The organism is Bacillus sp. FSL K6-1366 (genome assembly GCF_037976695.1).
In the GTDB taxonomy this organism is placed as follows: domain Bacteria; phylum Bacillota; class Bacilli; order Bacillales; family Bacillaceae; genus Bacillus; species Bacillus subtilis.
In genome coordinates this window covers 267,356-292,851 of record NZ_CP150268.1, presented here as the reverse complement: position 1 = coordinate 292,851, position 25,496 = coordinate 267,356, and the positions used below count along the sequence as shown (strand labels likewise).

35 protein-coding genes are annotated in these 25,496 nt (G+C 42.6%); 28 read left to right on the top strand and 7 right to left on the bottom strand.

Annotated features, from left to right (window positions below; all coding sequences use genetic code 11):
* Positions 1 to 9 precede the first annotated feature (9 nt).
* Positions 10 to 1,005 (bottom strand): sigma-54-dependent transcriptional regulator, encoded by a 996-nt coding sequence (locus MHI44_RS01440; RefSeq protein ID WP_339202737.1) that lies wholly within the window; start codon positions 1,003 to 1,005, stop codon positions 10 to 12.
* A 248-nt stretch (positions 1,006 to 1,253) separates the two neighbouring features.
* On the opposite strand from MHI44_RS01440, the gene ilvA reads away from it, so the two are divergent.
* From ilvA to MHI44_RS01405, 7 genes are all read left to right on the top strand, one after another.
* The gene (gene ilvA, locus MHI44_RS01435; RefSeq protein ID WP_003230803.1) at positions 1,254 to 2,522 is read left to right on the top strand and encodes a threonine ammonia-lyase IlvA; all 1,269 of its coding nucleotides are present in this window, start codon (positions 1,254 to 1,256) and stop codon (positions 2,520 to 2,522) included.
* Positions 2,523 to 2,607: 85 nt separating this feature from the next.
* Positions 2,608 to 2,859, top strand: a complete 252-nt coding sequence (locus MHI44_RS01430) for a DUF2535 family protein (protein ID WP_004399020.1) — start codon at positions 2,608 to 2,610, stop codon at positions 2,857 to 2,859.
* A gap of 147 nt (positions 2,860 to 3,006) precedes the next feature.
* A complete protein-coding gene (gene scuA / locus MHI44_RS01425; protein WP_014477121.1) occupies positions 3,007 to 3,588 on the top strand; it encodes a cytochrome c oxidase assembly accessory protein ScuA in 582 nt (193 codons plus the stop codon).
* Positions 3,589 to 3,665: 77 nt separating this feature from the next.
* Positions 3,666 to 4,433 (top strand): SGNH/GDSL hydrolase family protein, encoded by a 768-nt coding sequence (locus MHI44_RS01420; protein WP_339202735.1) that lies wholly within the window; start codon positions 3,666 to 3,668, stop codon positions 4,431 to 4,433.
* Between the two features lie 9 nt (positions 4,434 to 4,442).
* On the top strand, positions 4,443 to 5,006 hold the full coding sequence (locus tag MHI44_RS01415; protein ID WP_003230807.1) for a YpmS family protein: 564 nt from the start codon (positions 4,443 to 4,445) through the stop codon (positions 5,004 to 5,006).
* 12 nt (positions 5,007 to 5,018) lie between these two features.
* Complete coding sequence (gene ypmT / locus MHI44_RS01410) at positions 5,019 to 5,213, top strand: protein YpmT (protein ID WP_003230808.1); 195 nt, start codon at positions 5,019 to 5,021, stop codon at positions 5,211 to 5,213.
* Between the two features lie 71 nt (positions 5,214 to 5,284).
* Positions 5,285 to 6,622 (top strand): MATE family efflux transporter, encoded by a 1,338-nt coding sequence (locus MHI44_RS01405; RefSeq protein ID WP_024572007.1) that lies wholly within the window; start codon positions 5,285 to 5,287, stop codon positions 6,620 to 6,622.
* 49 nt (positions 6,623 to 6,671) lie between these two features.
* Here MHI44_RS01405 and MHI44_RS01400 read toward each other — a convergent pair whose 3' ends face one another.
* Positions 6,672 to 7,097: a MarR family transcriptional regulator gene (locus tag MHI44_RS01400; protein WP_004398634.1), complete on the bottom strand. Its 426-nt coding sequence runs from the start codon at positions 7,095 to 7,097 to the stop codon at positions 6,672 to 6,674.
* Between the two features lie 131 nt (positions 7,098 to 7,228).
* Between MHI44_RS01400 and msrA the strand changes: the two genes are divergently transcribed.
* Both msrA and msrB read left to right on the top strand, forming a co-directional pair.
* Entirely contained in the window at positions 7,229 to 7,762 is a 534-nt protein-coding gene (gene msrA, locus MHI44_RS01395) for a peptide-methionine (S)-S-oxide reductase MsrA (protein WP_014477117.1), read from the top strand.
* Complete coding sequence (gene msrB, locus MHI44_RS01390) at positions 7,763 to 8,197, top strand: peptide-methionine (R)-S-oxide reductase MsrB (protein ID WP_339202733.1); 435 nt, start codon at positions 7,763 to 7,765, stop codon at positions 8,195 to 8,197.
* Between the two features lie 43 nt (positions 8,198 to 8,240).
* Here msrB and MHI44_RS01385 read toward each other — a convergent pair whose 3' ends face one another.
* Entirely contained in the window at positions 8,241 to 9,266 is a 1,026-nt protein-coding gene (locus MHI44_RS01385; protein WP_032722019.1) for a nucleoside-diphosphate sugar epimerase/dehydratase, read from the bottom strand.
* A 370-nt stretch (positions 9,267 to 9,636) separates the two neighbouring features.
* Here MHI44_RS01385 and MHI44_RS01380 point away from each other — a divergent pair, with 370 nt between their 5' ends.
* A complete protein-coding gene (locus tag MHI44_RS01380; protein ID WP_015251871.1) occupies positions 9,637 to 10,785 on the top strand; it encodes a phytase in 1,149 nt (382 codons plus the stop codon).
* A 70-nt stretch (positions 10,786 to 10,855) separates the two neighbouring features.
* Here the strand turns inward: MHI44_RS01380 and cgeB are convergent, their stop codons facing one another.
* A complete protein-coding gene (gene cgeB / locus MHI44_RS01375) occupies positions 10,856 to 11,809 on the bottom strand; it encodes a spore maturation protein CgeB (protein WP_041336460.1) in 954 nt (317 codons plus the stop codon).
* A 6-nt stretch (positions 11,810 to 11,815) separates the two neighbouring features.
* Positions 11,816 to 12,217 carry a spore crust protein CgeA gene (cgeA, locus tag MHI44_RS01370; protein ID WP_003230824.1) on the bottom strand — a complete coding sequence of 134 codons (402 nt, stop codon included), beginning with the start codon at positions 12,215 to 12,217 and terminating at the stop codon, positions 11,816 to 11,818.
* Positions 12,218 to 12,421: 204 nt separating this feature from the next.
* Between cgeA and cgeC the strand changes: the two genes are divergently transcribed.
* The 14 genes from cgeC to MHI44_RS01300 all read left to right on the top strand — a co-directional run bounded on the left by cgeC (position 12,422) and on the right by MHI44_RS01300 (position 22,853).
* Positions 12,422 to 12,727 carry a spore maturation protein CgeC gene (cgeC, locus tag MHI44_RS01365; RefSeq protein ID WP_033884741.1) on the top strand — a complete coding sequence of 102 codons (306 nt, stop codon included), beginning with the start codon at positions 12,422 to 12,424 and terminating at the stop codon, positions 12,725 to 12,727.
* A 64-nt stretch (positions 12,728 to 12,791) separates the two neighbouring features.
* Positions 12,792 to 14,072: a spore maturation glycosyltransferase CgeD gene (gene cgeD / locus MHI44_RS01360; RefSeq protein ID WP_069322732.1), complete on the top strand. Its 1,281-nt coding sequence runs from the start codon at positions 12,792 to 12,794 to the stop codon at positions 14,070 to 14,072.
* Between the two features lie 28 nt (positions 14,073 to 14,100).
* A complete protein-coding gene (cgeE, locus tag MHI44_RS01355; RefSeq protein WP_339202730.1) occupies positions 14,101 to 14,880 on the top strand; it encodes a spore maturation N-acetyltransferase CgeE in 780 nt (259 codons plus the stop codon).
* Between the two features lie 79 nt (positions 14,881 to 14,959).
* Positions 14,960 to 15,073: a YhzE/YjcZ family sporulation protein YoyG gene (yoyG, locus tag MHI44_RS01350; protein ID WP_003218179.1), complete on the top strand. Its 114-nt coding sequence runs from the start codon at positions 14,960 to 14,962 to the stop codon at positions 15,071 to 15,073.
* Entirely contained in the window at positions 15,067 to 15,222 is a 156-nt protein-coding gene (locus MHI44_RS01345) for a hypothetical protein (protein ID WP_003230835.1), read from the top strand. The genes yoyG and MHI44_RS01345 overlap by 7 nt, the downstream gene beginning before the upstream one ends.
* On the top strand, positions 15,203 to 16,537 hold the full coding sequence (locus tag MHI44_RS01340; RefSeq protein WP_251233015.1) for an aspartate aminotransferase family protein: 1,335 nt from the start codon (positions 15,203 to 15,205) through the stop codon (positions 16,535 to 16,537). Before MHI44_RS01345 ends, MHI44_RS01340 begins: the two co-directional genes overlap by 20 nt.
* 6 nt (positions 16,538 to 16,543) lie before the next feature.
* Positions 16,544 to 17,233 (top strand): CoA transferase subunit A, encoded by a 690-nt coding sequence (locus MHI44_RS01335; RefSeq protein ID WP_003230839.1) that lies wholly within the window; start codon positions 16,544 to 16,546, stop codon positions 17,231 to 17,233.
* Positions 17,218 to 17,871, top strand: coding sequence for a 3-oxoacid CoA-transferase subunit B (locus MHI44_RS01330; protein WP_015383895.1), 654 nt, complete (start codon positions 17,218 to 17,220; stop codon positions 17,869 to 17,871). The genes MHI44_RS01335 and MHI44_RS01330 overlap by 16 nt, the downstream gene beginning before the upstream one ends.
* A gap of 8 nt (positions 17,872 to 17,879) precedes the next feature.
* Entirely contained in the window at positions 17,880 to 19,190 is a 1,311-nt protein-coding gene (locus MHI44_RS01325; protein ID WP_015251879.1) for a peptidase, read from the top strand.
* Positions 19,168 to 19,995: a putative beta-lysine N-acetyltransferase gene (gene ablB / locus MHI44_RS01320; RefSeq protein ID WP_264098996.1), complete on the top strand. Its 828-nt coding sequence runs from the start codon at positions 19,168 to 19,170 to the stop codon at positions 19,993 to 19,995. The genes MHI44_RS01325 and ablB overlap by 23 nt, the downstream gene beginning before the upstream one ends.
* A 28-nt stretch (positions 19,996 to 20,023) precedes the next feature.
* Positions 20,024 to 21,439, top strand: coding sequence for a lysine 2,3-aminomutase (gene ablA, locus MHI44_RS01315; RefSeq protein ID WP_015714115.1), 1,416 nt, complete (start codon positions 20,024 to 20,026; stop codon positions 21,437 to 21,439).
* Positions 21,436 to 21,714 (top strand): YokU family protein, encoded by a 279-nt coding sequence (locus MHI44_RS01310; protein ID WP_032722011.1) that lies wholly within the window; start codon positions 21,436 to 21,438, stop codon positions 21,712 to 21,714. Before ablA ends, MHI44_RS01310 begins: the two co-directional genes overlap by 4 nt.
* Positions 21,715 to 21,800: 86 nt before the next feature.
* Positions 21,801 to 22,025: a YozE family protein gene (locus tag MHI44_RS01305; RefSeq protein WP_003231160.1), complete on the top strand. Its 225-nt coding sequence runs from the start codon at positions 21,801 to 21,803 to the stop codon at positions 22,023 to 22,025.
* A 147-nt stretch (positions 22,026 to 22,172) separates the two neighbouring features.
* Positions 22,173 to 22,853 (top strand): hypothetical protein, encoded by a 681-nt coding sequence (locus MHI44_RS01300; RefSeq protein ID WP_014480050.1) that lies wholly within the window; start codon positions 22,173 to 22,175, stop codon positions 22,851 to 22,853.
* On the opposite strand, the gene MHI44_RS01295 is transcribed toward MHI44_RS01300, so the two are convergent.
* A complete protein-coding gene (locus MHI44_RS01295; protein ID WP_003231164.1) occupies positions 22,850 to 22,993 on the bottom strand; it encodes a hypothetical protein in 144 nt (47 codons plus the stop codon). The genes MHI44_RS01300 and MHI44_RS01295 overlap by 4 nt on opposite strands.
* 118 nt (positions 22,994 to 23,111) lie before the next feature.
* Between MHI44_RS01295 and MHI44_RS01290 the strand changes: the two genes are divergently transcribed.
* The 3 genes from MHI44_RS01290 (at position 23,112) to yodL (ending at position 24,351) form a co-directional block, all read left to right on the top strand.
* Complete coding sequence (locus MHI44_RS01290) at positions 23,112 to 23,288, top strand: YozD family protein (protein ID WP_003231166.1); 177 nt, start codon at positions 23,112 to 23,114, stop codon at positions 23,286 to 23,288.
* A 76-nt stretch (positions 23,289 to 23,364) separates the two neighbouring features.
* On the top strand, positions 23,365 to 23,976 hold the full coding sequence (gene pgpB, locus MHI44_RS01285) for a phosphatidylglycerophosphatase PgpB (protein ID WP_339202726.1): 612 nt from the start codon (positions 23,365 to 23,367) through the stop codon (positions 23,974 to 23,976).
* A 60-nt stretch (positions 23,977 to 24,036) separates the two neighbouring features.
* Positions 24,037 to 24,351 (top strand): shape determination protein YodL, encoded by a 315-nt coding sequence (gene yodL, locus MHI44_RS01280; RefSeq protein ID WP_004399431.1) that lies wholly within the window; start codon positions 24,037 to 24,039, stop codon positions 24,349 to 24,351.
* A 39-nt stretch (positions 24,352 to 24,390) separates the two neighbouring features.
* Here yodL and MHI44_RS01275 read toward each other — a convergent pair whose 3' ends face one another.
* A complete protein-coding gene (locus MHI44_RS01275) occupies positions 24,391 to 24,516 on the bottom strand; it encodes a hypothetical protein (RefSeq protein ID WP_003231174.1) in 126 nt (41 codons plus the stop codon).
* A 201-nt stretch (positions 24,517 to 24,717) separates the two neighbouring features.
* Here MHI44_RS01275 and deoD point away from each other — a divergent pair, with 201 nt between their 5' ends.
* Positions 24,718 to 25,419 (top strand): purine-nucleoside phosphorylase, encoded by a 702-nt coding sequence (gene deoD / locus MHI44_RS01270; protein ID WP_003241589.1) that lies wholly within the window; start codon positions 24,718 to 24,720, stop codon positions 25,417 to 25,419.
* Positions 25,420 to 25,496 lie beyond the last annotated feature (77 nt).

The following is a 25,496-nucleotide window of genomic DNA, read 5'->3' as shown; positions in this document are numbered from 1 at the left end:
TTTCGATCGCTAGATCATTTGATTTTTTAACGTCTCTATAAAGCTCAAGCCCTCAAAGGTAATTTTTGTGCCTGCGCGTCCGCGGCTTTTGGTGACATAATCTTTTTTCTCCAAATAGTCGAGACGGCTTCTGACCTGCTGAGGAGTTAACGAGGTTTGGGTATTTTTGCTGTGTTCAGAAATGATCCGTCTGCTGGCAGGCTCTCCTTTTTCGTTCAATACTTTTATTGTTTCCAAAATAAACAAAAACTCAGCTTTTTCCATTAAAGTCAGCAGCTTCGCTTTTTTCTTCGACGTTTTTCCGTCTATCGCGCCTCTAATATATGGCGGCAGGTCATATGGCTGGATCGTTCCTCCACTTGATACTGCCGTCATATAATCTGCAGCGTTTTTTAATTCCCTGACATTGCCTTCAAATGCATGCTTCTCAAGCACGGGAAAAACGGAGGGATCGATTAACAATTGCTGACCGGAATTTGAGAGAAAATGCTGTGTCAAAAGCGGAATATCGCTTTTTCGTTCCGATAATTCAGGCAGTGTGAGCGTTAAAATGTTCAGTCTGTAGAATAAGTCTTGCCTGAATGTATGTTCCACGGATCGGTCTGCAGAAGCACAGATCATTCGCGGTTTCTCCGTGTCTGAATCAAGCGCTTTTAACAGCTGAGCTTGTACAGAAGCAGGCATGCGCCATACATCATCAAGAAAAAGGGTTCCTCGTACCGCTTTTTGAAAAACACCTGTGTTTCCGTTAGGGCCAAAAAGCTCATGAATAAGGGTTTCTTCCGAATGGGTGCTGCAATTGACGCTTATAAACGGTTCATTGCTTCTCGAAGATTCCAAGTGTATGGCATGTGCGAAGTGATTTTTGCCTGTTCCGATTTTTCCTGTTATTAAGACAGGAAGCTCCGATAACGAGAACTGCTTGGCGATTCGCTTCGCTTCCAGAAAAGTTTGATGTTCTCCGATTAGATGTTGAAATGTATTGAGTTTTGGTGCACTATTCATCAATTGGCTCCTTTTGGTTCTAATTGGTTTCATTATATCATGCCTTTTGGTTGAAAACACCCTTTATTTTACGATCATCTTTTTTCTTGGCTCTGCAGGATAATGGTTGAACAGAAGTTACCACAAGATGTGGTGGACATAGTCTGTATTTTTTTAATTATTAAATAAAAATAATTGTCTTATTTTTTGAATATTCATGTTATAATGGCATATTAAATAGGGATTTAAAACAAGAAAGGAATCTGTACATGAAACCGTTGCTTAAAGAAAACTCTCTCATCCAAGTGAAAGACATTTTGAAGGCTCACCAAAACGTAAAGGACGTTGTCATTCACACACCTTTGCAGAGGAATGACAGACTTTCTGAGAGATATGAATGCAATATCTATTTAAAACGCGAAGACTTGCAAGTTGTCAGATCTTTTAAGCTCAGAGGGGCTTATCATAAAATGAAACAGCTTTCCAGCGAGCAGACAGAGAACGGAGTTGTGTGTGCAAGTGCCGGAAATCACGCTCAAGGTGTGGCATTTTCGTGTAAACATCTTGGCATTCACGGGAAAATTTTTATGCCGTCTACTACACCGAGACAAAAAGTATCTCAAGTTGAACTATTCGGAAAAGGATTTATCGATATTATTTTGACAGGCGATACGTTTGACGACGCGTATAAAAGCGCTGCTGAATGCTGTGAGGCGGAATCTCGGACGTTTATCCATCCGTTCGATGATCCGGATGTGATGGCCGGACAGGGAACGCTCGCAGTCGAGATTTTAAATGACATTGATACAGAACCGCATTTTCTTTTTGCAAGTGTCGGAGGCGGCGGCCTTCTCTCTGGGGTAGGTACATATTTGAAAAACGTGTCTCCTGATACAAAGGTAATTGCTGTTGAGCCGGCGGGAGCGGCATCCTACTTTGAATCAAACAAAGCTGGGCATGTCGTCACACTTGATAAAATTGATAAGTTTGTAGATGGTGCAGCTGTTAAAAAAATTGGCGAGGAAACCTTCCGGACGCTGGAAACTGTCGTTGATGACATTCTCCTTGTGCCTGAAGGAAAAGTATGTACATCCATTCTTGAATTATATAACGAATGTGCGGTTGTTGCTGAACCGGCTGGAGCTCTTTCTGTCGCAGCGCTTGATTTGTACAAGGATCAAATTAAAGGGAAAAACGTGGTGTGTGTGGTAAGCGGGGGCAATAACGATATCGGAAGAATGCAGGAAATGAAGGAGCGTTCCTTGATTTTTGAAGGCCTTCAGCATTATTTTATCGTCAATTTTCCGCAAAGAGCGGGGGCGCTCCGCGAATTTCTTGACGAAGTCCTCGGGCCGAATGATGACATTACAAGGTTTGAATATACGAAGAAAAATAATAAAAGCAATGGACCTGCTCTTGTCGGCATCGAGCTGCAGAACAAAGCCGATTATGGGCCGCTGATTGAACGGATGAACAAAAAACCGTTTCATTATGTAGAGGTGAACAAGGATGAGGACTTGTTCCATTTGCTAATCTAATTTTTTTACACAACCGCGCAAAATGACAGACAGCCCGGCTGGCATCATATATAATAGAAGAAAAACAAAAAAGAGGATTGATAGCTTGTTACTCAAAAGCCTAGAGTTCAAACGCGGTGACGGGATTCAGGTGAAAGTGACAGAAATACCTGTATTAAAGGAAGATGAGCACTATTTCTTTATGTTACATCACCATTTGCAATTCTACTTAAAAGAAGTGTTTTCATCAAACAGCAGGGCAAAAGTGTATTCTTTCCGACATTATATGAAGCGCCGGATGAAGTGGGCAGATTATCAGGCTGTATTTCATCAAGAGGTGTTAAAGCACAACGCGTAACATGCCGTTTTTTACCTGCATGCCCTCCTTTGTAATCGTTAATGGGGAGGCATGCAGGATTTTTTTTGCTCAGTATCGAATACAAACATGGGACAGTAAGGACGGTTTTAGAAAGCGTTTTTATGCTGGCTGGAAAGGATGGATGTCATGAAGGTTATCAAGGGGTTAACGGCTGGGCTGTTTTTTCTGTTTTTGTGTGCATGCGGAGGACAGCAGATTAAAAATCCGCTCAATTACGAGGTGGAGCCTTTTACATTTCAAAACCAAGACGGCAAGAACGTTTCTTTAGAGAGTTTAAAAGGAGAAGTATGGCTGGCGGATTTTATTTTTACCAATTGTGAAACTATATGTCCGCCAATGACCGCTCATATGACCGATCTGCAAAAAAAACTGAAAGCCGAAAATATAGATGTCCGCATCATATCATTTAGTGTTGACCCAGAAAACGATAAGCCGAAACAGCTGAAGAAATTTGCCGCAAATTATCCATTATCTTTTGATAACTGGGATTTTCTCACGGGATACAGCCAGAGTGAGATTGAGGAGTTTGCACTTAAGAGCTTTAAAGCGATTGTAAAGAAGCCGGAGGGAGAGGACCAAGTGATTCATCAATCTTCTTTTTATTTGGTAGGTCCGGACGGTAAGGTGCTGAAAGATTACAATGGAGTGGAGAATACACCGTACGATGATATCATTTCCGATGTGAAGTCAGCCAGTACACTCAAGTAAGCTAAGAGACTAGGCATTTGCAAATCTTCTAAAACATGATACACTTTCCACTAGTAGAATGGGAAGGAGCAACAAGATTGAAGCTGCGCATTTTTTCAATCATGGCCAGTTTGATTTTGCTTCTTACTGCGTGTACGAGCATACGTACAACATCTGAGGGAAAACAAAAAGCCCATGAAACGAAAACAAAAGAACACATTGTCATAGCGGCTGTCGGAGATTCGCTGACAGAAGGAGTCGGAGATCCCGACGGAAAGGGATATGTCGGCAAGGTGGCGGATTCTATCCGGTCAGATAAACAAGTCAAAACGGTCGACGTGAAAAATTATGCCGTAAAAGGGAACCGTTCGGATGATTTATTAGAAAAACTAAAAGATAAAAAGGTTCAAAAAGGCATAAAGGACGCAGATTATGTCTTTTTTACAATTGGCGGTAATGATTTGATGAAAATCCTTCGCCAAAACTTTCTGCAATTAACCGTTGAACCGTTTCAGGAAGCGGAAAAACCGTACGAAAAGCGCTTTGAAAAAATCATTTCTGAAATTCGCGAGCTGAATGATCACGCTGAGCTGATTTATGTCAGCATGTACAATCCGTTTACGTTTACATTATCAGAACTAAATGAAATAAATGGTGTCGTCACGGATTGGAACCATATTGCTGAAAAAGAGCTGAAAAAAGATAAACATGCAAAAATCGTTCATATCGAAGATTTGTTCAATCAAAAAAGTGACAGCAGCCGAATTTCTGAGGAGGATGATTTTCATCCTAATGGTACGGGTTATTCTCTTATCGCAAAGCGCGTCTATCAAGCCATTAAAAAAGAAGGATTACCGAAAGAGTAGGGTGACAGCATGAATAAGTGGAAGCGACTGTTTTTTATATTGCTTGCAATCAATTTTATCCTCGCCGCCGGGTTTGTGGCACTTGTTTTGCTCCCGGGGGAACAGGCTCAGGTGAAAGATGCATCTGAGAGCGAGTATGGATTTCAAGTGACAAGCACAAAAGAATCATTAGCTGCGTTTGTTAACTCATATTTAAACGACAAAGCATCAAACAAGCTTGATTATAAAGTAGAGATTGATGATGATGTTCATGTCGCAGGGAAAATCAAGGCATTTTCCACGTCTATTGATGCGTTTATCGCTTTTGAGCCGACCGTGAAAAAAAACGGTGATGTAGAGCTGAATGTCACGAAATTTTCGTTAGGGAAATTGAGTATACCAATTAGCTTTGTGTTAAATTATATGGACAGCTTTTATGAATTGCCGTCATTTGTCCATGTTCACCCCGGAGATAAAAGCATTGAAGTGCGTTTGTCAGAAATGCCTTTAACGAATGGAATGTATGTCAAAGCGGATAAGATAAATTTAGAAAAAGATGAAATTGAGTTTTCCTATTACCATCCTAAACAATAGAGGTGACTGAAAATGAAACGGATTTACCAGTATTTCAGTTTATTATCCTTTACATTTTCCCTGTACTTCGGCTGGCTTGCTTATCATCATCTGGCTGCTGAAGACATGGATCAAATGTATTTGAATGTTTCCTATTGTGCCTTGTTCCTAAGTGTGATGGTGTTTACATTCGGTATGCGAGACCGAAAAAAAACCGATAAGTCATGAAAAAAGAGACATGAAACAACGTCTCTTTTTTCGTGCGGTCCGAAGAAAATTTGAGAACACAAGGAGAAAAGATGAAAGCATACGATTTTACACAGGGGAATGTGCTGAAACAGCTTGTACTGTTTTCAATGCCTATTATGCTCGGAAACGCATTGCAGGTTTCCTTTCAATTTATAGACAGCTTGTGGATCGGCAATTTACTGGGGGCAAAGGCCCTTGGGGCAGCCGCGGTATCAAGCACGATTGTTTTGACCGTGCTGTCTTTTATTTTGGGCCTTAACAATGCGACGTTAACCATTTTATCTCAGCAAAAAGGAAAAGATGATGTAAAAGGAATGGCGTCGTATATTAACGCTTTTGTTGTTTTATTAACAGGCCTAAGCATCGGATTCGGCGTTGCCGGTTTTTTTCTCTCAGAGCTTTTGCTGCGTCTTCTAAAAACGCCGGAGTCAATGATTCCGCTTGCTGAGACGTATTTACAGATTCAATTTATCGGCATTTTATTTTTGTTTGGTTATAACTTTATCAGTACTGTGCTTCGTGCGCTGGGCGACAGCAAGACACCTCTCCGGTTTATTGCGTTTGCTGTTGTACTGAATACAGTGCTTGCGCCGCTCTTTATTTCTGTGTTCCGCATGGGAATAGCGGGAGCGGCTTATTCAACGATTTTGTCACAGGGCATTGCGTTTCTGTATGGGTTGTTTTATGTCATCAAACACAAGCTTGTGCCATTCTCGATTCCGAGAATGCCCAAGTGGGAAGAGTCCGCGCTAATTTTGAAACTCGGGATTCCGGCAGGTCTGCAGATGATGGTGATTACAGGCGGTATGATGGCGATTATGAGTGTTGTTAACTCATACGGGGATCACGTGGTATCAGGATTTGGCGCGGTGCAGCGGCTTGATAGCATCATCACGCTTCCAGCAATGGCTGCCGGTACGGCCGTCAATAGTATGGCAGGGCAAAATATTGGAATCGGAAACGAAAAAAGAGTGGGAACAATTGCAAGGCTAGGTGTGATAGCTGTTATTTCCTGCATGCTGGTGATTGCGGTTATGATTTGGGTATTTGGTAAATATCTCATAAGGTTATTTATCAGTGAGCCTGATGCGGTCGCATTTGGTGAACAATATTTGAAGTGGATCGCGTTTTTCTACCCTTTTATTGGGATTAATTTTGTGCTGAACGGAATCGTCAGGGCCGCGGGAGCGATGCTGCAGGTTCTGGTATTAAATTTAATCTCGTTTTGGGTGTTGAGATATCCTTTCACAGCTCTATTTTCAGCTTGGCTTGGACAAAAAGGAATCGGGCTTGGAATCGGAATGAGTTTTTTATTTAGCAGCTGCGCGGCATTTTTGTATTATAGATATGGCCGCTGGAAAGCAATGAAGCTGTTTACTGAAAAATAAGTGAAGCACTGCGAAAAGCACATACCTATATATCGGTATGTGCTTTTTTTCACCGTTTTTTATCAAGTTTGCTGAAGAGCTCGATTAACGTGGCAAGTTCAGCATCAGTGTAGCAGTCAAAGCGTTTAAAGAAATATTCCGTTTTTTTCTCGTTAAAGTGCTGAAGGACTTTTTCGCCTGCTTCAGTGATATGAATGCGGATGATGCGTCTGTCTTCCTTCGATCTGATTCTCGTAATCCATTCCTTTTCTACCAGCGCATCGGTCACAGCCGTAATGTGGCTTGCCGATACCTCTAAAATAGGCGCAAATTCAGTGACTTTTTTAGGCCCTTGTTCACTAAGGATTCGAAGAATGGTGAATTCATTCCGCGACAGCTCTTTATCTAAAATTTCATTGATTTCATTGCGTATTTGTTTAAAGACTTTACGGAGTAAAGTTTCCATATCGTACATCATCTGTGTTCTTACTTTCAAATTTGTGAACCTCCATTACATAAGCATATTGCTTAAAACCTATAGATTTTATTGAAAAGCAGAATCATTTTCATTCTATTTTTACATGCTATAATATAATAATACCACGTATTAACAAAGGAGGCACCAGTATGTCTGAAAAAAAAGAAATCGCCACATTTGCAGGAGGCTGTTTTTGGTGTATGGTTAAACCTTTTGACGAACAGCCGGGAATTGAAAAAGTGGTGTCCGGGTATACAGGCGGCCATACTGAAAACCCTACGTACGAAGAGGTGTGCAGTGAAACGACGGGACATCGTGAAGCCGTTCAAATCACGTTTAATCCTGATGTATTCCCTTATGAAAAACTGCTTGAATTATTTTGGCAGCAAATCGATCCGACAGATGCCGGGGGGCAGTTTGCTGATCGCGGCAGTTCCTATCGCGCAGCCATTTTTTATCATAATGATAAACAAAAGGAGCTTGCGGAAGCTTCCAAGCAACGTCTGGCGGAAAGCGGCATCTTTAAAGATCCGATTGTAACGGACATTTTAAAAGCTGAACCTTTCTATGAAGCGGAAGGCTACCATCAGCATTTTTATAAAAAGAATCCAGCACATTATCAGCGCTACCGGACAGGTTCCGGACGTGCGGGGTTTATCAGCGAGCATTGGGGGGCTAAATAAATGGCGTACAATAAAGAAGAAAAAATAAAGTCATTAAATCGCATGCAATATGAAGTAACGCAAAATAACGGCACGGAGCCGCCATTTCAAAATGAATATTGGGATCATAAGGAAGAAGGGTTGTATGTAGACATTGTGTCAGGCAAGCCATTGTTTACATCCAAGGATAAATTTGATTCCCACTGCGGCTGGCCAAGCTTTACAAAGCCGGTTGAAGAAGAAGAAGTGGAAGAAAAACTGGACACGAGCCACGGCATGATTCGCACAGAAGTAAGAAGCCGAACTGCTGATTCTCATCTTGGCCACGTATTTAATGACGGACCTGGTCCAAACGGACTTCGTTACTGCATAAATTCAGCAGCGCTGCGGTTTGTTCCGAAGCATAAGCTAAAAGAAGAAGGATACGAAAGCTATCTGCATCTCTTTAATAAATAAACTGTTAAAAACAGGCCTGCCTAATGGATAGACAGGCTTGTTTTTATGCCTTTTTCTCTTGATGCAATTCTTCAATAATCTGTGCAATTCTTTCTTTCGTAATGAGCGGGGCTTGATCTGATTGATACCCAGGCAGATTGACTTTGCGAAAGTCAGGATGTTTTTCCGGCTCTGGAAGGATCGCATAAAGGTTGCCCCATTCATACAGTGATTCAATTTCATGTGGAGATGTTAATTCTTCGTGAAGCTTTTCACCTGGACGCTTGCCCACTTCTACTGCAGCCGGCCGCGGGAGCCCGTGCTGCGATGCATATTCTTCAAACCCATGAATCAGTTCTTCAAGTTTCAGTGATTCCATTTTGAAAATAAAGGTTTCTCCGCCTTTTGTAATAGCAGCCGATTGTAATGTCAATGTAGCTGCATCGTCTATTGACATGAAAAATCTAGTCATGTTTTTGTCTGTGATGGTCAGAGGTTCACCCTCCATCATCTGTTCAAATAATATGGGGATGACCGAACCTCTGGAACCGAGAACATTTCCAAAGCGGACCGAACAAAACAAGGTTCCTTTGTTTTGGACGTGGCGGTTTGCTTGATGAAACAGCTTTTCAGATAACAGCTTGGTGGCACCCATTGTGTTCACAGGAGATACTGCTTTATCTGTACTGATATTAATGACATGCTGCACTCGGTGTGAAAGGGCAGCTTCCACCACATTTTGTCCGCCGATGAGATTGGTCTGGATCGCTTCAAATGGATGGTCCTCACATGTCGGAACCTGTTTCAGCGCAGCCGCGTGAAAGACGATATCGACGCCTTTCATCACCTGATTCACCCTTCTGTGATCGCGTATATCTCCAAGTACAAATAATAGCCGCTTATCCTCCGCATACTTTTGGCTCATGACATACTGTTTACTGTCGTCTTTGCTGAATACAATCACCTGTTTAGGTGTAAGCATCAAAAGGCGTTTGACAATTTGACTCCCGATTGAACCCGTTCCGCCAGTGACTAAAACTGTTTTGTTATGGAAAAATGGTTTTAGTTCTGCTGTTTGCTGTTTAGGCATGGCTTATCCTCCAACTCTCGTTTCTCTACCATGCATCATATGTTCAACTTTGTAATCGAATTAATGAAAGCAACCAATAAAACAAAATTTAGGGGAATGATCATGTCACAAAGTGTTCTTTTTTAATAGAAAATGGAAAAACGGACGTAACTAGGGAACAACAAAACTAAATAAACAATGTACTAAATATTCAACATATTTTTATTTCGCTCCGCAAAAGCAAATCTGGCAAAGTCATCTCACGTACCTCTTTGGGGAATAAGTTGTTTATGAGTCAGAAACCCTATAAAAAAAGGTTCATTTTCCTCACGGTAATCACCTGTATATATTTTACAATAGTAGTGTTAGTGATAAAAGAGGAGGGTACCAAATGAAGGTTTCAAAAACAATGCTGCTAAGCACTGCCGCGGGTTTATTGCTTAGCCTGACAGCAACCTCGGTGTCGGCTCATTATGTGAATGAGGAACATCATTTCAAAGTGACTGCACACACGGAGACAGATCCGGTCGCATCTGGCGATGATGCAGCAGATGACCCGGCCATTTGGGTTCATGAAAAACACCCGGAAAAAAGCAAGTTGATTACAACAAATAAGAAGTCAGGGCTCGTTGTGTATGATTTAGACGGAAAACAGCTTCATTCTTATGAGTTTGGCAAGCTCAATAATGTCGATCTGCGCTATGATTTTCCATTGAACGGCGAAAAAATTGATATTGCTGCCGCATCCAACCGGTCCGAAGGAAAAAATACAATTGAAGTATATGCAATAGACGGGGATAAAGGAAAATTGAAAAGCATTACAGATCCGAACCATCCTATTTCCACCAATATTTCTGAGGTTTATGGATTCAGCTTGTATCACAGCCAGAAAACAGGAGCATTTTACGCATTAGTGACAGGCAAACAAGGGGAATTTGAGCAGTATGAAATTGTTGATGGTGGAAAGGGTTATGTAACAGGGAAAAAGGTGCGTGAATTTAAGTTGAATTCTCAGACCGAAGGCCTTGTTGCGGATGATGAGTACGGAAACCTATACATAGCAGAGGAAGATGAGGCCATCTGGAAATTTAACGCTGAGCCCGGCGGAGGATCAAAGGGGCAGGTGGTCGACCGTGCGACAGGAGATCATTTGACAGCTGATATTGAAGGACTGACAATCTATTATGCACCAAATGGCAAAGGATATCTCATGGCTTCAAGTCAAGGAAATAACAGCTATGCAATGTATGAACGGCAGGGGAAAAATCGCTATGTAGCCAACTTTGAGATTACAGATGGCGAGAAAATAGACGGTACTAGTGACACGGATGGTATTGATGTTCTCGGTTTCGGACTTGGCCCAAAATATCCATACGGGATTTTTGTGGCGCAGGACGGCGAAAATATCGATAACGGACAAGCCGTCAATCAAAATTTCAAAATTGTATCGTGGGAACAAATTGCACAGCATCTCGGCGAAATGCCTGATCTTCATAAACAGGTAAATCCGAGGAAGCTGAAAGACCGTTCTGACGGCTAGAATAGAAAGCAGCTTGTGCAGCTGCTTTTTTCTATGAATAAAAAAATCGTTCATAGCAATGAACGATTTTTCAAGAAAGCGCCAGATGAATCGCTTTTAGTTTTGCAGGAAGCTCATCAAACGTAAATGCGGGTACGGTCTCTTTATAATTGGCTGCTGCAGCTTTTTGCCGTTCTTCAGGGTGGTAGATATAGAAAGCGGCTTTTTCCTTAAAGTCGTTCATGCCGTGATAAGAAATAAAGGATGAAAAAGGATGTGCCGCGGGTAAATCTGTTAATTGAAATGCTTCGCATGCAGCGATATCAAACGTTCGGTTATTAAAACTGGCATTTTTGATGCGCATAGTATTTTGGTTGAAAGCAAAATGATAGGGACGATGCGCATTAATTACGATGTCTGCCCCATTATAATAATGAACGGCCTGTTCGGGTGGAACCCATGTGCTGACGACATCAATATGCGGCTGTTTGAGCACTTTTTTAGGCAGATATTTTCCCCATTCCTTGCCGATTACCCGAACCGTGAATGGCAGATGGACCGCTTCTTTCATAAGCTGAACCCGATTAGGGTAAGGATAGCCGATGATTAACAGATTTGAATGATAGGAATGTTCGGTGCCCATTTTTTTAAACAGCCGATGGTTAACTGGTATCGGAACATAATAGACGTTCTGGTAGCCGAGCTCTTGATAGTAGAGAGCTGCATTTTGTTCTATCGTTAATATGGCGTCAGCAAGCTTAATTACCTGAAGGCTGATATCCATATAAAATGGGTCTTCGGTCAGCCAAACATACACGGGGATATCCTTACCCTTTAACCAGGTCAGCCAGTCGTGAGGAACGCGGTCTCCAACCATCATAAGTGTGAAATCCGGCTGAAACGCTTCGATCTTCATCAAAGATTCTGCTTCAGGTTTATCTGCAATCATATACTCTGTATGAGTGTTCTGAAAACATTCTTCAGCCCAGCGATCAAAATAACTGTATATTCCTCCGTATCCCGACTGGATATACAAGACTTTCATCGGATGTTATGAAAAGAACGTAACGCTTTCTACTTTGTCTACATCAATTAATGTTGTAGCTTGGCCTGCCGGAGTGACGGAGCTTTCCTGTGTTACAAATACGATCCCGTGAACCTGATCGAAAGCAACGAAAACAACCGGTCCGATCATGTCACCTGAATCAGTCACAATGCTGATTGTTGTGCCTGGCGTAATTCTGGCAAAAATCCATCTTGCCGGAAGAGAAGGGTCTAAAATAGATTCTGCCGTAACCGTTTCACTTTCATCTACTTTTTGATCGATGGCAGCATCAAGCAAGGCTTTAAGATTACTATCCATATTTTCTCCTCCTTCTGTTGCAGTTGGAAATAAAGGGCTTAAAACGGCTTTAATTAAATCCTTTTTTAACTGTGCATTTTCAGAGCTCATTACACACACCTCCTATTCGATAGTGAACTCACGTTATTCATATTCTTCCGGCTGTTATTTGGTATGAGTCGAACGCCGTACCTGATCTATTTTTCATCTATTTAAGGAAAATGCTGATTTTTTAATGGAGTGGACATAGCCTATACCATAAATCGAAGTCGCACATATTGTGAAACAGAGATAAGGATAAGGGAGAGGGATGATTTGGATTTAGAGAAACAAGTGGATCGAGAAGAAAACCAAGATGATCTGCATTTTATTTTGCTTTTGCTGATTCTGCTGATACGTCAATCGTCTTCTGAAGGAAATCCATCTGACCTCAGACGCCAGCTTGTTTTTGCAAAAGAGCTGGGCGTACCGGTTTCAAAAGTCAATTTGATCAACGGAGATACACTTCAAAATGTCATCGTAAAAGAAGTTCTGACTGATTTGGTTATTTTCCAAAACCCGTTAAATAACACGAGAGCTCATGTTTCACTCTCAAGTGTTGTAAGCTGGGGTGCTTTTTAAATGATGACAGAGGCTCTGCTTGCTGCGGAGCCGTTTTTATGTTTGACGGTGGGAGGCGGTATAGATGGGAGAGAAAGTGTCTATTATTTTAACAAGTTACAACAAACCCGATTATTTGCAAAAAGCGATCGAAAGCGTGATACAGCAAACGCATGATCTTTGGGAGCTTTTTATCATGGATGATCATTCGAATGCAGAAACAACTGCGGTGATTCACAAGTATCTCCATGACCGGCGCATTCAATATCATAACAGTTTCGTGCATCCTGCAGATCGATTAAAAACAGCCCGTTATGCCACATTAATTAACAGTGCGCTCCCATTTGCAGACGGCGATTACATTTCCTATCTTACTGACGACACTGTTTATCATCCTGAGCGGCTGAGCCGTATGGTGCAAGAGTTTTCACATAAGCCTGAAGCGCAGGCGGTCTATTCAAAACAAAAAGTTGTACATGTAAACGAAAGGGGAGAGGAAATCTCACATTTCTACAGAAATGCCAATGCAGTGCTTGATCAGGCCGCTTTTCAAGTTGATCATTGCTCAGTTATGCATCGCCGTTCGTTACTTAATCTCATCCATCATAAATTTGGAGGCTACTGGGATGATGATATGAAGCATTGGAATCATGGCGACGCAATTTTTTGGGCGAGACTCAACAACTTTACCCCATTTCTGCCGATAAATGAAGTATTAGACACAACCTATAAAACCCCAGATTCATTTCAAAATGCATATCGGTTTCTGCCCGCCGATTTGATTGACGGCTCTTTTGTAAAAGGTTCAGATCAAAATGTGTATTTTTTTGATCAGGGTGTAAGGCATCCTGTTGGAGAAAAGTGGGGTTTTTTGTATCTAAATCGGACTGTCGCTGCTCCAGACCCATATTTATTCCAATATAGGATTGGCAAAATTTTAAACATTCCGAATTATATTTTAGTAAAGGAAGCTGACCATCCTGCAATATTTTATATCGAAGCCGGAAAAAAAAGGCGAATTGTGGACCAGTATGCGTTTCAATTTTATCAATTTCAAAGAAAAGACATAGTGACAATTGGAAAAGAAGAGATGGAGACGCTTCCGGAAGGGCCGCCGATTACGTGGAAACGATCTGAATTGATCAAAAATCCGCCTGGCCGACGTCTGTTTTTCATCGAACGCGAGCCGTTTTTGTTTCTAAACGGCGTCTTTCACCCGATTAGTGAACAAGTAACAAGGAAGTTTTTTTTACATCAGAAGCCAATCTCCGCTTCTTTCCGAAATATTCAGCAATTTCCAATTGGAAAGCCGTTTTATCCGGTGTACGATGAGATTATAAAGAAATTGAATATTGCAACAGAGTAAAGGTATAGGTCATAAAAAGGAGACGTTCATGACAGGACATTATTCAAAAACGGAACATCAATATATATTGTTAACGTCTGAATCGGCATCGTTTGATCATTACAGCGTATACAGAGATCCGCAGCTTCCGCAAATTTTTTCTCATAACTTTGTTCAGCTCCATGATACGTTTCCATTGGAGCGGTTACTTAAATTTTTACCCTCCGTACCAAAGCTGCTTGATGCGAATTATCTCCATTTAAAAGCGTCGCCGCAGCATGTTTTTCCGCTCAGTTTGAAGCAGTCACTTGTAAAAAGCGGTTTTGTCGTCGAGGATGAGCTACTATATGACATGAAGCTTAGTGACTGGAAGGGGCAGATGGGACATCCTTTAACCGCATGGGGGACGGCAAAAAGTCTTAGCGACGGATCTTCTATTATGAAAATTTACGATTCCATTTATATTGGAGAAGCAATCGCTGAACAAAAATTAAAAAGAAAATATCCTTTCTATGAAGCAGATATAATCATTCTTGTTGTTTGTTACAGCGACCAGGCACAGAAAGTTCCCATTGGGTGCGGCGAGCTGTTTATCGATCATCAAGAGAAAACGGCTAAAATCGAAGAAGTGGCAATTTTAGATCAGTTTCAAAGGAAGGGCTACGGCAGTATCTTAGTGAAAGAAATGCTGTCCATCGCCAAATCACTAGGAATGGAAGCAGCCTACTTAGTGGCTGCAAGCACTGACGGTGCAACTCAGTTTTACGAAAAGCTGACGTTTAAAAAATATGAGCGGGTGCATACTGTATTTCATTATTTCCTTACATGAAATAGGCGTTTGCACAAACCATTTGGGACTTGGCCCGCATAAAATGCCGTATATCGTGATAAGAAAGGATGAAAACAGCATGTATGGATACTCTGGGTACGGTTACGGATTTGGCTGCGGGACAAATACATTTGTGTTAATTGTTGTCTTGTTCATTTTATTAATTATTGTTGGAGCCGCTTTTATTTGCTAGATGCTGAAATTTCAAAAGAGCCTTCCCTATTAGGAAGGCTCTTTTTATGTGAAAAAGTTTTTGCGGGGAACGTCATGCCGCCATTTGGACACTCATACAATATGGTAAAAGGGGTTTTGAGGTGGGAGCATGAGCAGTTATTTGATTAAGCCAGAGCTTAGCTCGGCCTATCCGGTTGTCAGTTATGCGAAGGGTTCATATGTTTATGATCAGACCGGAAAAAAATATCTCGACGGCTCGTCAGGTGCGGTGACATGTAATATCGGCCACGGAGTTCGTGATGTGACTGAGAAGCTGAAAGAACAGCTTGATCAGGTGTCTTTTGCTTACCGCTCACAGTTTACGAGTGAGCCCGCCGAGCAATTAGCCGCTCTCTTGGCACAGGAGCTGCCCGGAGATGTGAATTGGTCTTTTTTTGTCAACAGCGGATCAGAAGCGATAGAAACAGCTATGAAAATCGCCATTCAGTATTGGCAGGAAAAAAAGCAAACACAAAAATCCATCTTTTTGTCTCGATGGAGCAGTTACCACGGAATAACTTTGGGAGCGCTTTCATTGTCTGGTTTTTATGAAAGGAGATACCGGTTCACCCATCTCATTGAGCGGTATCCAGCTATCTCAGCTCCACATATTTATCGGCTGAATCACGAGACAGAAGAAGACTTTGTTCAGACTGCAGCTGATGAACTGGACACTATGATCAAAAGAATCGGAAGCCAATTCATCGCCGGCTTTGTGGCTGAGCCTATTATTGGTGCTGCAGGAGCAGCGATTACTCCGCCTCCGGGATATTATGAGAGATTAAGTGAGGTATGCCGCACACACGATGTGCTTTTTATTGCAGATGAAGTGATGACGGGGCTTGGGAGAACAGGAAGGATGCTCGCGACAGAGCATTGGGACACCGTACCTGATATTGCTGTACTGGGGAAGGGACTCGGTGCGGGGTATGCGCCTATTGCTGCTGCCGTCGTATCTGATTCTATTATTGAAACGATAAAACAAGGGTCAGGTGTGATTATGAGCGGTCACACATATAGTGCACATCCCTATTCAGCCAAAGCTGCTCTTGAAGTTTTGCGATATGTGTTAAAGCACGGCTTGATCAAACAATCAGAAAAAAAGGGCGCTGCGCTGAAGAAGAAGCTTGATGAGGCGGCATCTCAAAGCGGCATTATAGGTGATGTGCGCGGAAAAGGACTGCTATTAGGCATTGAATTTGTGGCAGACCAAAAAACGAAGAAAGTGTTTCCGCCAGAGCAGGCGATAACCCAGATTATTGTCAGCGAGGCGAAAAAACGCGGGCTGATTGTTTATCCTTCCAAAGCTGGAATAGACAGTGGAGAAGGAGATGCTGTCATTATTGCTCCTCCTTTTACCATTTCAGACGGTGAAATGGAAGAGCTTATCTCTATTTTTTCAGAAACAGTTGCAGCGGTCGAAAAAAACTTAAAAAAGGATTGACATTAAATGGCGCCATTTCAAAAAGCAATCAGCATTGACACAGCAATTGCAGATGTTCGGGATGGATCGGTTCTGATGTTTGGCGGTTTTGGGGGAGTCGGGTCGCCTCCTTCATTGATTGAAGCGATATTGGACAGCGGTGTAACGGATTTAACTGTGATTTGCAATGACGCCGGTTTCCCGGATATCGGGATCGGCCCGCTTATTGTTAATCAACGGGTCAAAACCCTGATCGCCTCGCATATCGGTTCCAATCCTGTAGCCGGAAAACAGATGACAGAGGGGACGTTAGAGGTTCAATTTTCACCTCAGGGAACGCTTGCGGAACGGATTCGCGCCGGCGGAGCGGGGCTTGGCGGTATTTTAACCGACGTGGGCATTGATAATCAAATGGTTTGCGAAAAAAAGGACATTGTAACAGTGGCGGGAAAACGATACTTGATTGAAGAGGCGCTGACGGCTGATTTTGCTTTCATCAATGCTTACATTGCAGATGAATTCGGCAATCTAACGTATGACAAAACCGCGCGCAATATGAACCCGCTTATGGCAATGGCCGCCAGGAGAACCTTTGCCGAAGCTGAGCGTATCGTTCCGATGGGTGAGATTTCTGAAGAAATGATTGTCACACCGGGGGTTTTTGTTGAGGGAGTTGTACGAAGCGAGGGAGTGAAGTGGAAATGGGCTTGGGAGTAGCAGAAAGAGAACAGATTGCAAAACGGGCTGCTACTGAAATTAAGCAGGGCATGATTGTGAATCTCGGTATCGGTATCCCATCCTTGGTACCGAACTTTTTGCCGCCTGACATGCAGGTCATGTTTCAAGCGGAAAACGGTGTCCTTGGCATTGGAGAAAGTCCCGAAAAGGGAGAAGAGGATGCGCATTTATGCAACGCCGCGGGCTATCCTGTCCGCGCTGTAAAAGGGGCGTCTTATTTTGATACAACCATGTCTTTTGCGATGATCAGAAAAGGCAAAATTGATATTACGATTTTAGGCGCCCTGCAGGTGAGCCAATCAGGAGATTTGGCAAATTGGCTTGTTCCGGGAAAAAAGGTGCCTGGTATGGGCGGGGCGATGGAGCTTGCCCAAAAAGCGAAAAAAGTGGTTGTCGTCATGAGTCATACAGATCAAAAGGGAAGGCCTAAATTAACAGAAAGATGTACGCTGCCATTAACTGCTGCAGGCTGTGTAGATTTGATTATTACCGAAAAAGCGGTTCTTGAGGTCGATAGCCATCACTTCATTTTAAAAGAGCTGATGAATGGCTCGACAATCGATGAGGTGACGAGGCTGACAGAAGCTGAAATCAAAATAGATATGCCTTTTTCTTAAGAGGGGGAATGAGGATGCAAGACATTGAAAGAAAAGTAATCGGGTGGCTTGATCAGCATTCGGCCAAAGCCATTCGTCTTCTCAAAAGGCTGATTGGGGAAAAAAGCACATTGGGGTCAGAGTTTAACGCCCAAGCTGTTGTGCTTGAAAAGCTGCGGCAATTTCATATGGACATTGATGTATGGGAGCCAAGCATAAAGCAATTAAAACAGCATCCCTACTTTAAATCTAACCGATCCGATTTTCATGAGAGCCCGAATATCGTGGCTAAAAAAACGGGAGCCGGCGGAGGCAGGTCCCTGATTTTGAACGGCCATATCGATGTTGTGCCTGAAGGAAGCGTAAAGGATTGGAAGTATGAACCGTATCAAGCTGTCGAAGAAAACGGTAAAATATACGGCCGCGGCTCAACGGATATGAAGGGAGGCAATACAGCCCTTCTTTTTGCTTTAGAAGCCCTGCACGCCTGCGATGTCAAACTGAAGGGAGATGTATTGTTTCAGAGTGTTGTAGATGAAGAGTGCGGCGGCGCCGGTACACTGTCCGCCATCATGAGAGGCTATCGTGCTGACGGGGCGCTGATTCCTGAACCGACGAATATGAAACTATTTATTAAGCAGCAGGGTTCGATGTGGTTTCGGATCACTGTGAAGGGATTATCCGCACATGGGGGCACACGCTATGAAGGGGTAAGCGCGATTGAAAAAAGCATGCACGTTATCACAGCGATACAAGAGCTGGAGAAAGTCCGCAATGCGAGAATTTCAGATCCGCTGTATGACAATATCCCAATACCGGTACCGGTGAATATCGGCACCATCTCAGGCGGTGCCTGGCCATCTTCAGTTGCAGACCGTGTCGTCATAGAAGGGAGATGCGGAATTGCTCCCCATGAGAAACCAGAAGCTGTAAAACTTGAATTGGAAAACTGGCTGAAGGATTTAGAATACCATGACGAATGGTTTAAACGCCATCCCGTACAAGTAGAATGGTTTGGCGCTCAATGGCTGCCGAATGATTTACCTGATGATCACCCTTTAATTTCTGTGCTGCAATCAGCCTATCAAAAAATGAAACAGACAGAGCCGATTATTGAGGCTTCCCCGTGGGGAACGGATGGAGGGCTTTTGTACCATGCAGGAGATACACCAGTTATCGTTTTCGGGCCGGGGGAAACAAAAACGGCTCATCAGGCCAATGAATACATTGAGGTTGAAGCCATGATAGAATCTGCTAAAATTATTGCACTTTTTGTCATGGATTGGTGCGGGCTTCATACAGATGGGGAGGATGCGGATGCTCAAGTCAATAAAGAGTAGCGGTGTCACAACAGTTTTGGACCATGACGGTTTTAATAAACGAATCAGAGTGGTCCGTTATGACGGAGCCATTGAGAAGGCCCTGCCGGATATCGTGGCAGCGGCAAAAGAAGAGAATGCAGAAAAAATCATTGTCTATGCGAAGCAGCATGATGAGCCAATCCTTGCCAAACAATTATTTGCGCCGGAGGGCTATCTAAAGGGCTATTATCTCGGCCATTCGGCTTGTGTCATGGTACGTTACCTTTCAGAAAGCCGGAGACAAACAGATTCTTATACAGAGGAACAGGAAATCATCGAAGCCATATATCGCACAGCGCCCCGTCTTCGCAACGACAGTACACCCGTTTTTACGATGAGAAAAGCAGAAACAAACGACATGTACCAGCTATCGATGCTGTATAAAAAAGTATTCCGCACGTACCCAACACCGGTATTTGACCCCGCTTATATTGAAAAGACGATGAATGCAAATACGGTGTATTATATCATGCTTGATCATGACCGCCTGATCAGCGCAGCAAGCGCAGAAATCAATCCAGAGCTTGGGCATGCAGAAATAACCGATTGCGCTGTGCTGCCGGAATATCGCGGCCATTCGTTAACAAGCTTTTTAATCGAGGCGTTAGAAAAAGAAATGGCTGGAAAGGATATCTTTCATGTATTTTCTCTCGCCCGTGCTTCGTCTTTTGGGATGAATGCTGTGTTGTACCATTCAGGTTATCAGTATGGCGGAAGGCTGATCAATAATTGCTTTATAGCCGAAGGCCTTGAAAACATGAATATTTGGTGCAAGCAACTGTAAGTCAAAATATGCGCGAGGAGGAATTCGTTTGAAAAACAAATGGTATAAACCGAAACGGCATTGGAAGGAGATCGAGTTATGGAAGGACGTTCCGGAAGAGAAATGGAACGATTGGCTTTGGCAGCTGACACACACTGTAAGAACGTTAGATGATTTAAAGAAAGTCATCAATCTGACCGAGGATGAAGAGGAAGGCGTCAGAATTTCTACCAAAACGATCCCCTTAAATATTACACCTTACTATGCTTCTTTAATGGACCCCGACAATCCGAGATGCCCGGTACGCATGCAGTCTGTGCCGCTTTCTGAAGAAATGCACAAAACAAAATACGATCTGGAAGACCCGCTTCATGAGGATGAAGATTCACCGGTACCCGGTCTGACACACCGCTATCCCGACCGTGTGCTGTTTCTTGTCACGAATCAATGTTCCATGTACTGCCGCTACTGCACAAGAAGGCGCTTTTCCGGACAAATCGGAATGGGAGTCCCCAAAAAACAGCTTGATGCTGCAATTGCTTATATCCGGGAAACACCCGAAATCCGTGATTGTTTAATTTCAGGCGGTGATGGGCTGCTCATCAACGACCAAATTTTAGAATATATTTTAAAAGAGCTGCGCAGCATTCCGCATCTGGAAGTCATCAGAATCGGAACAAGAGCGCCCGTCGTCTTCCCGCAGCGCATTACCGATCATCTGTGCGAGATATTGAAAAAATATCATCCGGTCTGGCTGAACACCCATTTTAACACAAGCATCGAAATGACAGAAGAATCCGTTGAGGCATGTGAAAAGCTGGTGAACGCGGGAGTGCCGGTCGGAAATCAGGCTGTCGTATTAGCAGGTATTAATGATTCGGTTCCAATTATGAAAAAGCTCATGCATGACTTGGTAAAAATCAGAGTCCGTCCTTATTATATTTACCAATGTGATCTGTCAGAAGGAATTGGGCATTTCAGAGCTCCTGTTTCCAAAGGTTTGGAGATCATTGAAGGGCTGAGAGGTCATACCTCAGGCTATGCGGTTCCTACCTTTGTCGTTGACGCACCAGGCGGCGGCGGTAAAATCGCCCTGCAGCCAAACTATGTCCTGTCACAAAGTCCTGACAAAGTGATCTTAAGAAATTTTGAAGGTGTGATTACGTCATATCCGGAACCAGAGAATTATATCCCCAATCAGGCAGACGCCTATTTTGAGTCCGTTTTCCCTGAAACCGCTGACAAAAAGGAGCCGATCGGGCTGAGTGCCATTTTTGCTGACAAAGAGGTTTCGTTTACACCTGAAAATGTAGACAGAATCAAAAGGAGAGAGGCATACATCGCAAATCCGGAGCATGAAACATTAAAAAATCGGCGTGAGAAAAGAGATCAGCTCAAAGAAAAGAAATTTTTGGCGCAGCAGAAAAAACAGAAAGAGACTGAATGCGGAGGGGATTCTTCATGAAAACATGCGAATGGTGCGGCGAGCTTGAAGCGGTGCCCGGCAGGAACACGGTGTACTGGGAGCTCCCTGATGGATCGAGGGCTATAGAACTGACAGACACCCCTGCCATGGTATGTTCTTCCTGCGGTATGACCTATCAAGAGGAAAACACGGTTAAGGAGATTGAGGATCAGCTGCTTTTAATTCAAACAAAAAAACTGCCTGAAAGCCTGACATATCAGCAGCTCATGGAGACAGAAAGAATTTTGAAACGCAACTATTTTGACTTCTCCTGAGTCATGTTTCAGTATTCTTTTGTTGTAATTTTACACTTGAACTGTATAATAGAACAACAAAAGACAGACACCAGGAGGGGAAACCCATGAAATCCTTTTATCACTATTTATTGAAATACAGACACCCTAAGCCGAAGGACAGCATCAGTGAATTTGCCAATCAGGCGTATGAGGATCACAGCTTTCCAAAAACATCTACCGATTATCATGAAATCAGTTCATATTTGGAGCTGAATGCTGATTACCTTCACACGATGGCGACGTTTGATGAAGCTTGGGATCAATACGAGTCTGAAGTGCACGGCAGATAATAGCTGTTTCATCCGCAGATAACTGCGGATTTTTTTATGTCCCCCATACCATAATTGGATATTTCCTTTGGTTTTCATGCCCATGCGAATTGGCTTCACCCGGCATACGATAGCGTATGAGAAATGTTGCGGCGAGGGGGAGACACCATGAAGCAAAATAAACCGAAATTCCAAGTAGGGGATATCGTAGTCGTCATTATGTATGGAACAGTCGGCACCATCACAAAAGTACACCAAATTGATAAACACTATCTTTATGAAGTCAATCATAACGAAGTTTTATACTTTGAATCATCTATTCAGCTTTATAAAGATTATGAGGGTGTCATTGTCGACATGGAGAAGCTTGATATTGAGTATGAATTCCTTATTGGGGACGTTGTTTATGTAAAAGATTATGGAAAAGAACTCTTTCGCATTATCGGCCATAGAACAGAAATTTGGAGATATTTAGAAGATGGCTGGGAAGATATCATTTATGAGCTGACCCGTTTAAAGGATGGAGAGTGGCTTGAAACGGAGGAAGAGGATCTCACGCTGGTGCTTAGAAAATATGAAATGGACCAGTTTGTGCATCAGCTGTTGTTTGTCCATTATGTCGGAGAAACTGGCCATGAGATCGGCGAAGATATCGCATCGTCTGCTCTTCTTCAGTTTGAAGGCGATGATGAAGATCAAGATACCCTTCACATCCTTGCTGTGTCAATTGTTGATGAGCTTCTGGATATTTATAATGACTACAAAATTCTGTACGAAATGTTTCATGATGAAGAATATAAAGACATGATGATGTTTGTTTTGGAAAGTTTAAAAGAGCATTTCAGTTAGTTTGTGAACATACGGATCAAGACATATAAAAAATATGGCAGACAGCCCCAAATCATCACACGCGTCATTCCTTTGAGCGTTTTTTCCATTATGATATCAAATCTTTCTCCGTCCAGTGCTTCCATCATTTTAGCAATCATAGCGTCAGCCTCCCATGGCTCGTTTTTTATTCAATATATGACTGAAAGAATTGTTTAGAACACCGGGTATAATTCAGCCTGTTTTTTCATAAAACATAAAAAAGGAGGCGGTACGGAGATGAAAGAAATAGATCTTGTGATTGATACGGAAGAAATCGCTGAATTTTTTTACAGAGAGCTTGCAAGACGGGGCTACATACCGAGTGAGGATGAGCTGTTTGAAATCGCTGATATTACCTTTGATTATTTGATAGAAAAATGTATGATAGATGAAGAGCTGGATGAAGATGAGTGAGGCTTAAAACCGGAGCGGTCAGCTCCGGTTTTATTATTCATGTTCTATGACTTCTGTGAAAATTGAGGTGGTTAAATTGTACAAGCCCGTTAGCTTGTTTCTTTTCTTTCTCATTCTAGCTGCGGCCATTCATACAAATGCTGTTCAATCTGCAGATGAAGCAATAAGCAAGGCAGCTGTTTTGATCCGTCAGCCATGGCTTAATGAAGTCATGACGGGGATCACGCATCTTGGTGCTTCTTCTTTTCTGCTCCCTCTAATTGTCATCATTGGAGCAGGCATGTTTTTCTACAGAAAAACATGGGACGGCCTGTTGATGCTCTTAGTATTCGGCACAGATCGGCTGTTAAACAAAGTCTTAAAAGAATGGATCGAAAGAGTGAGGCCTGATTTTGCACCGCTGGTTCATGAATCATCCTTCAGTTTTCCGAGCGGCCATTCCATGAATGCAGCTTGTGTCTATCCTGTTATTGCTTACTTTTTAGTGAAACACCTCCCGTTTTTGTCCAAGCATAAAAAATTGGTATATATCATAGCCGGTGTAATTGCTGTTTTGGTCGGCATAAGCAGAGTCTATCTGGGGGTTCATTTTTTGACAGATGTGTTAGGAGGCTTCAGTCTCGGCTTGCTTCTGTTTTTCCTAGTAAAAGGTTTTGACGAAAAGATTAAGCGGTTTCGACAAAAATAGAGAGAGGAAAACACAGCAAAAACGCCAATATGTTAAAGAAATAAGAGGGAGGGGATCTTGATGATGTTATCCGTGTTTAAAAAGAAGTCTTGTTCCTATGACGTGACAATATTTCAGACACCCCGGTTTGGCGAAAAAAAGGGCTACAGAGCCGTCTATCGAACTGAACTGAACGGGAGCGATCATCAAGACGTGCTGAAAAGAGCATTCTCTTTGTTTAATGTATTCGACACTGTTCCGAGTGATTATGATGCAAGATTTATGGCCACAGGGGACGTGATCTTGATTGATGAAGGCAGAAAAGGGAAAACATATTATCAACTGCTTCCCGCCGGCTGGAGGAAAATCAATCGTCTGATTGTACAAACGACATAATGAAAAGAAAACTGCGGAAACCCGCAGTTTTCTGCAGTTTTAAGGCTTGCGTTTGGCAGCAGAATATTCTTTCCCGTGTGCTTCTTCAGCTGCAATGATATCTTTTTCAGGTATATGATTGTTCTTTTTTTGGCCGGTGATCCGGTTGCGATGTTTTTTACCCATGTCCCACCCCTCCTTCCTGCGGTTAGGTTTTCAAATTAACACCCCGATTATCCGTTTTTCTGAGGAAGTGCCAAACAGATCCTCGAACATTTCTTTTTTCGACATATTCCTTTATAATCAATGCTGAAGTTTGTTTCATCATGACATTCGTTGTAAAATGGACGGGCTGGATGATAATTTAGATTTACAGGAGGATATGAGATGAGTGTACATATAGGTGCTGAAAAAGGACAAATTGCAGATACAGTGCTTTTGCCGGGAGATCCTCTCAGAGCAAAATTTATTGCAGAAACGTATCTTGAAAATGTAGAGTGCTACAATGAAGTCAGAGGCATGTATGGATTTACGGGTACATATAAAGGTAAAAAAATCTCAGTACAAGGCACGGGAATGGGAGTTCCGTCTATTTCAATTTATGTGAATGAATTAATTCAAAGCTACGATGTGCAAAATCTAATAAGAGTCGGTTCTTGCGGCGCTATTCGTAAAGATGTCAAAGTGCGAGACGTCATTTTGGCGATGACCTCCTCAACTGATTCACAAATGAACAGAGTCGCTTTTGGAAGCATTGATTTTGCGCCTTGCGCAGATTTCGAGCTTTTAAAAAATGCCTATGATGCCGCAAAGGATAAAGGTGTGCCGGTGACTGTAGGAAGCGTATTTACAGCTGACCAGTTCTACAACGACGATTCGCAAATTGAAAAACTTGCAAAATACGGTGTGCTTGGCGTTGAAATGGAAACAACTGCATTGTATACATTAGCAGCGAAGCACGGAAGAAAAGCCCTGTCAATTCTCACCGTGAGTGATCACGTATTAACAGGAGAAGAAACGACAGCGGAAGAGCGTCAAACGACATTTCATGATATGATAGAAGTGGCTTTACATTCCGTATCACAATAAAATATATCAAGAGGCGTGCTGGGTGCCGGCAGCCTCTTCTTTATGAATGCGGAAACGATTGATAAAAGGAAGGTAAT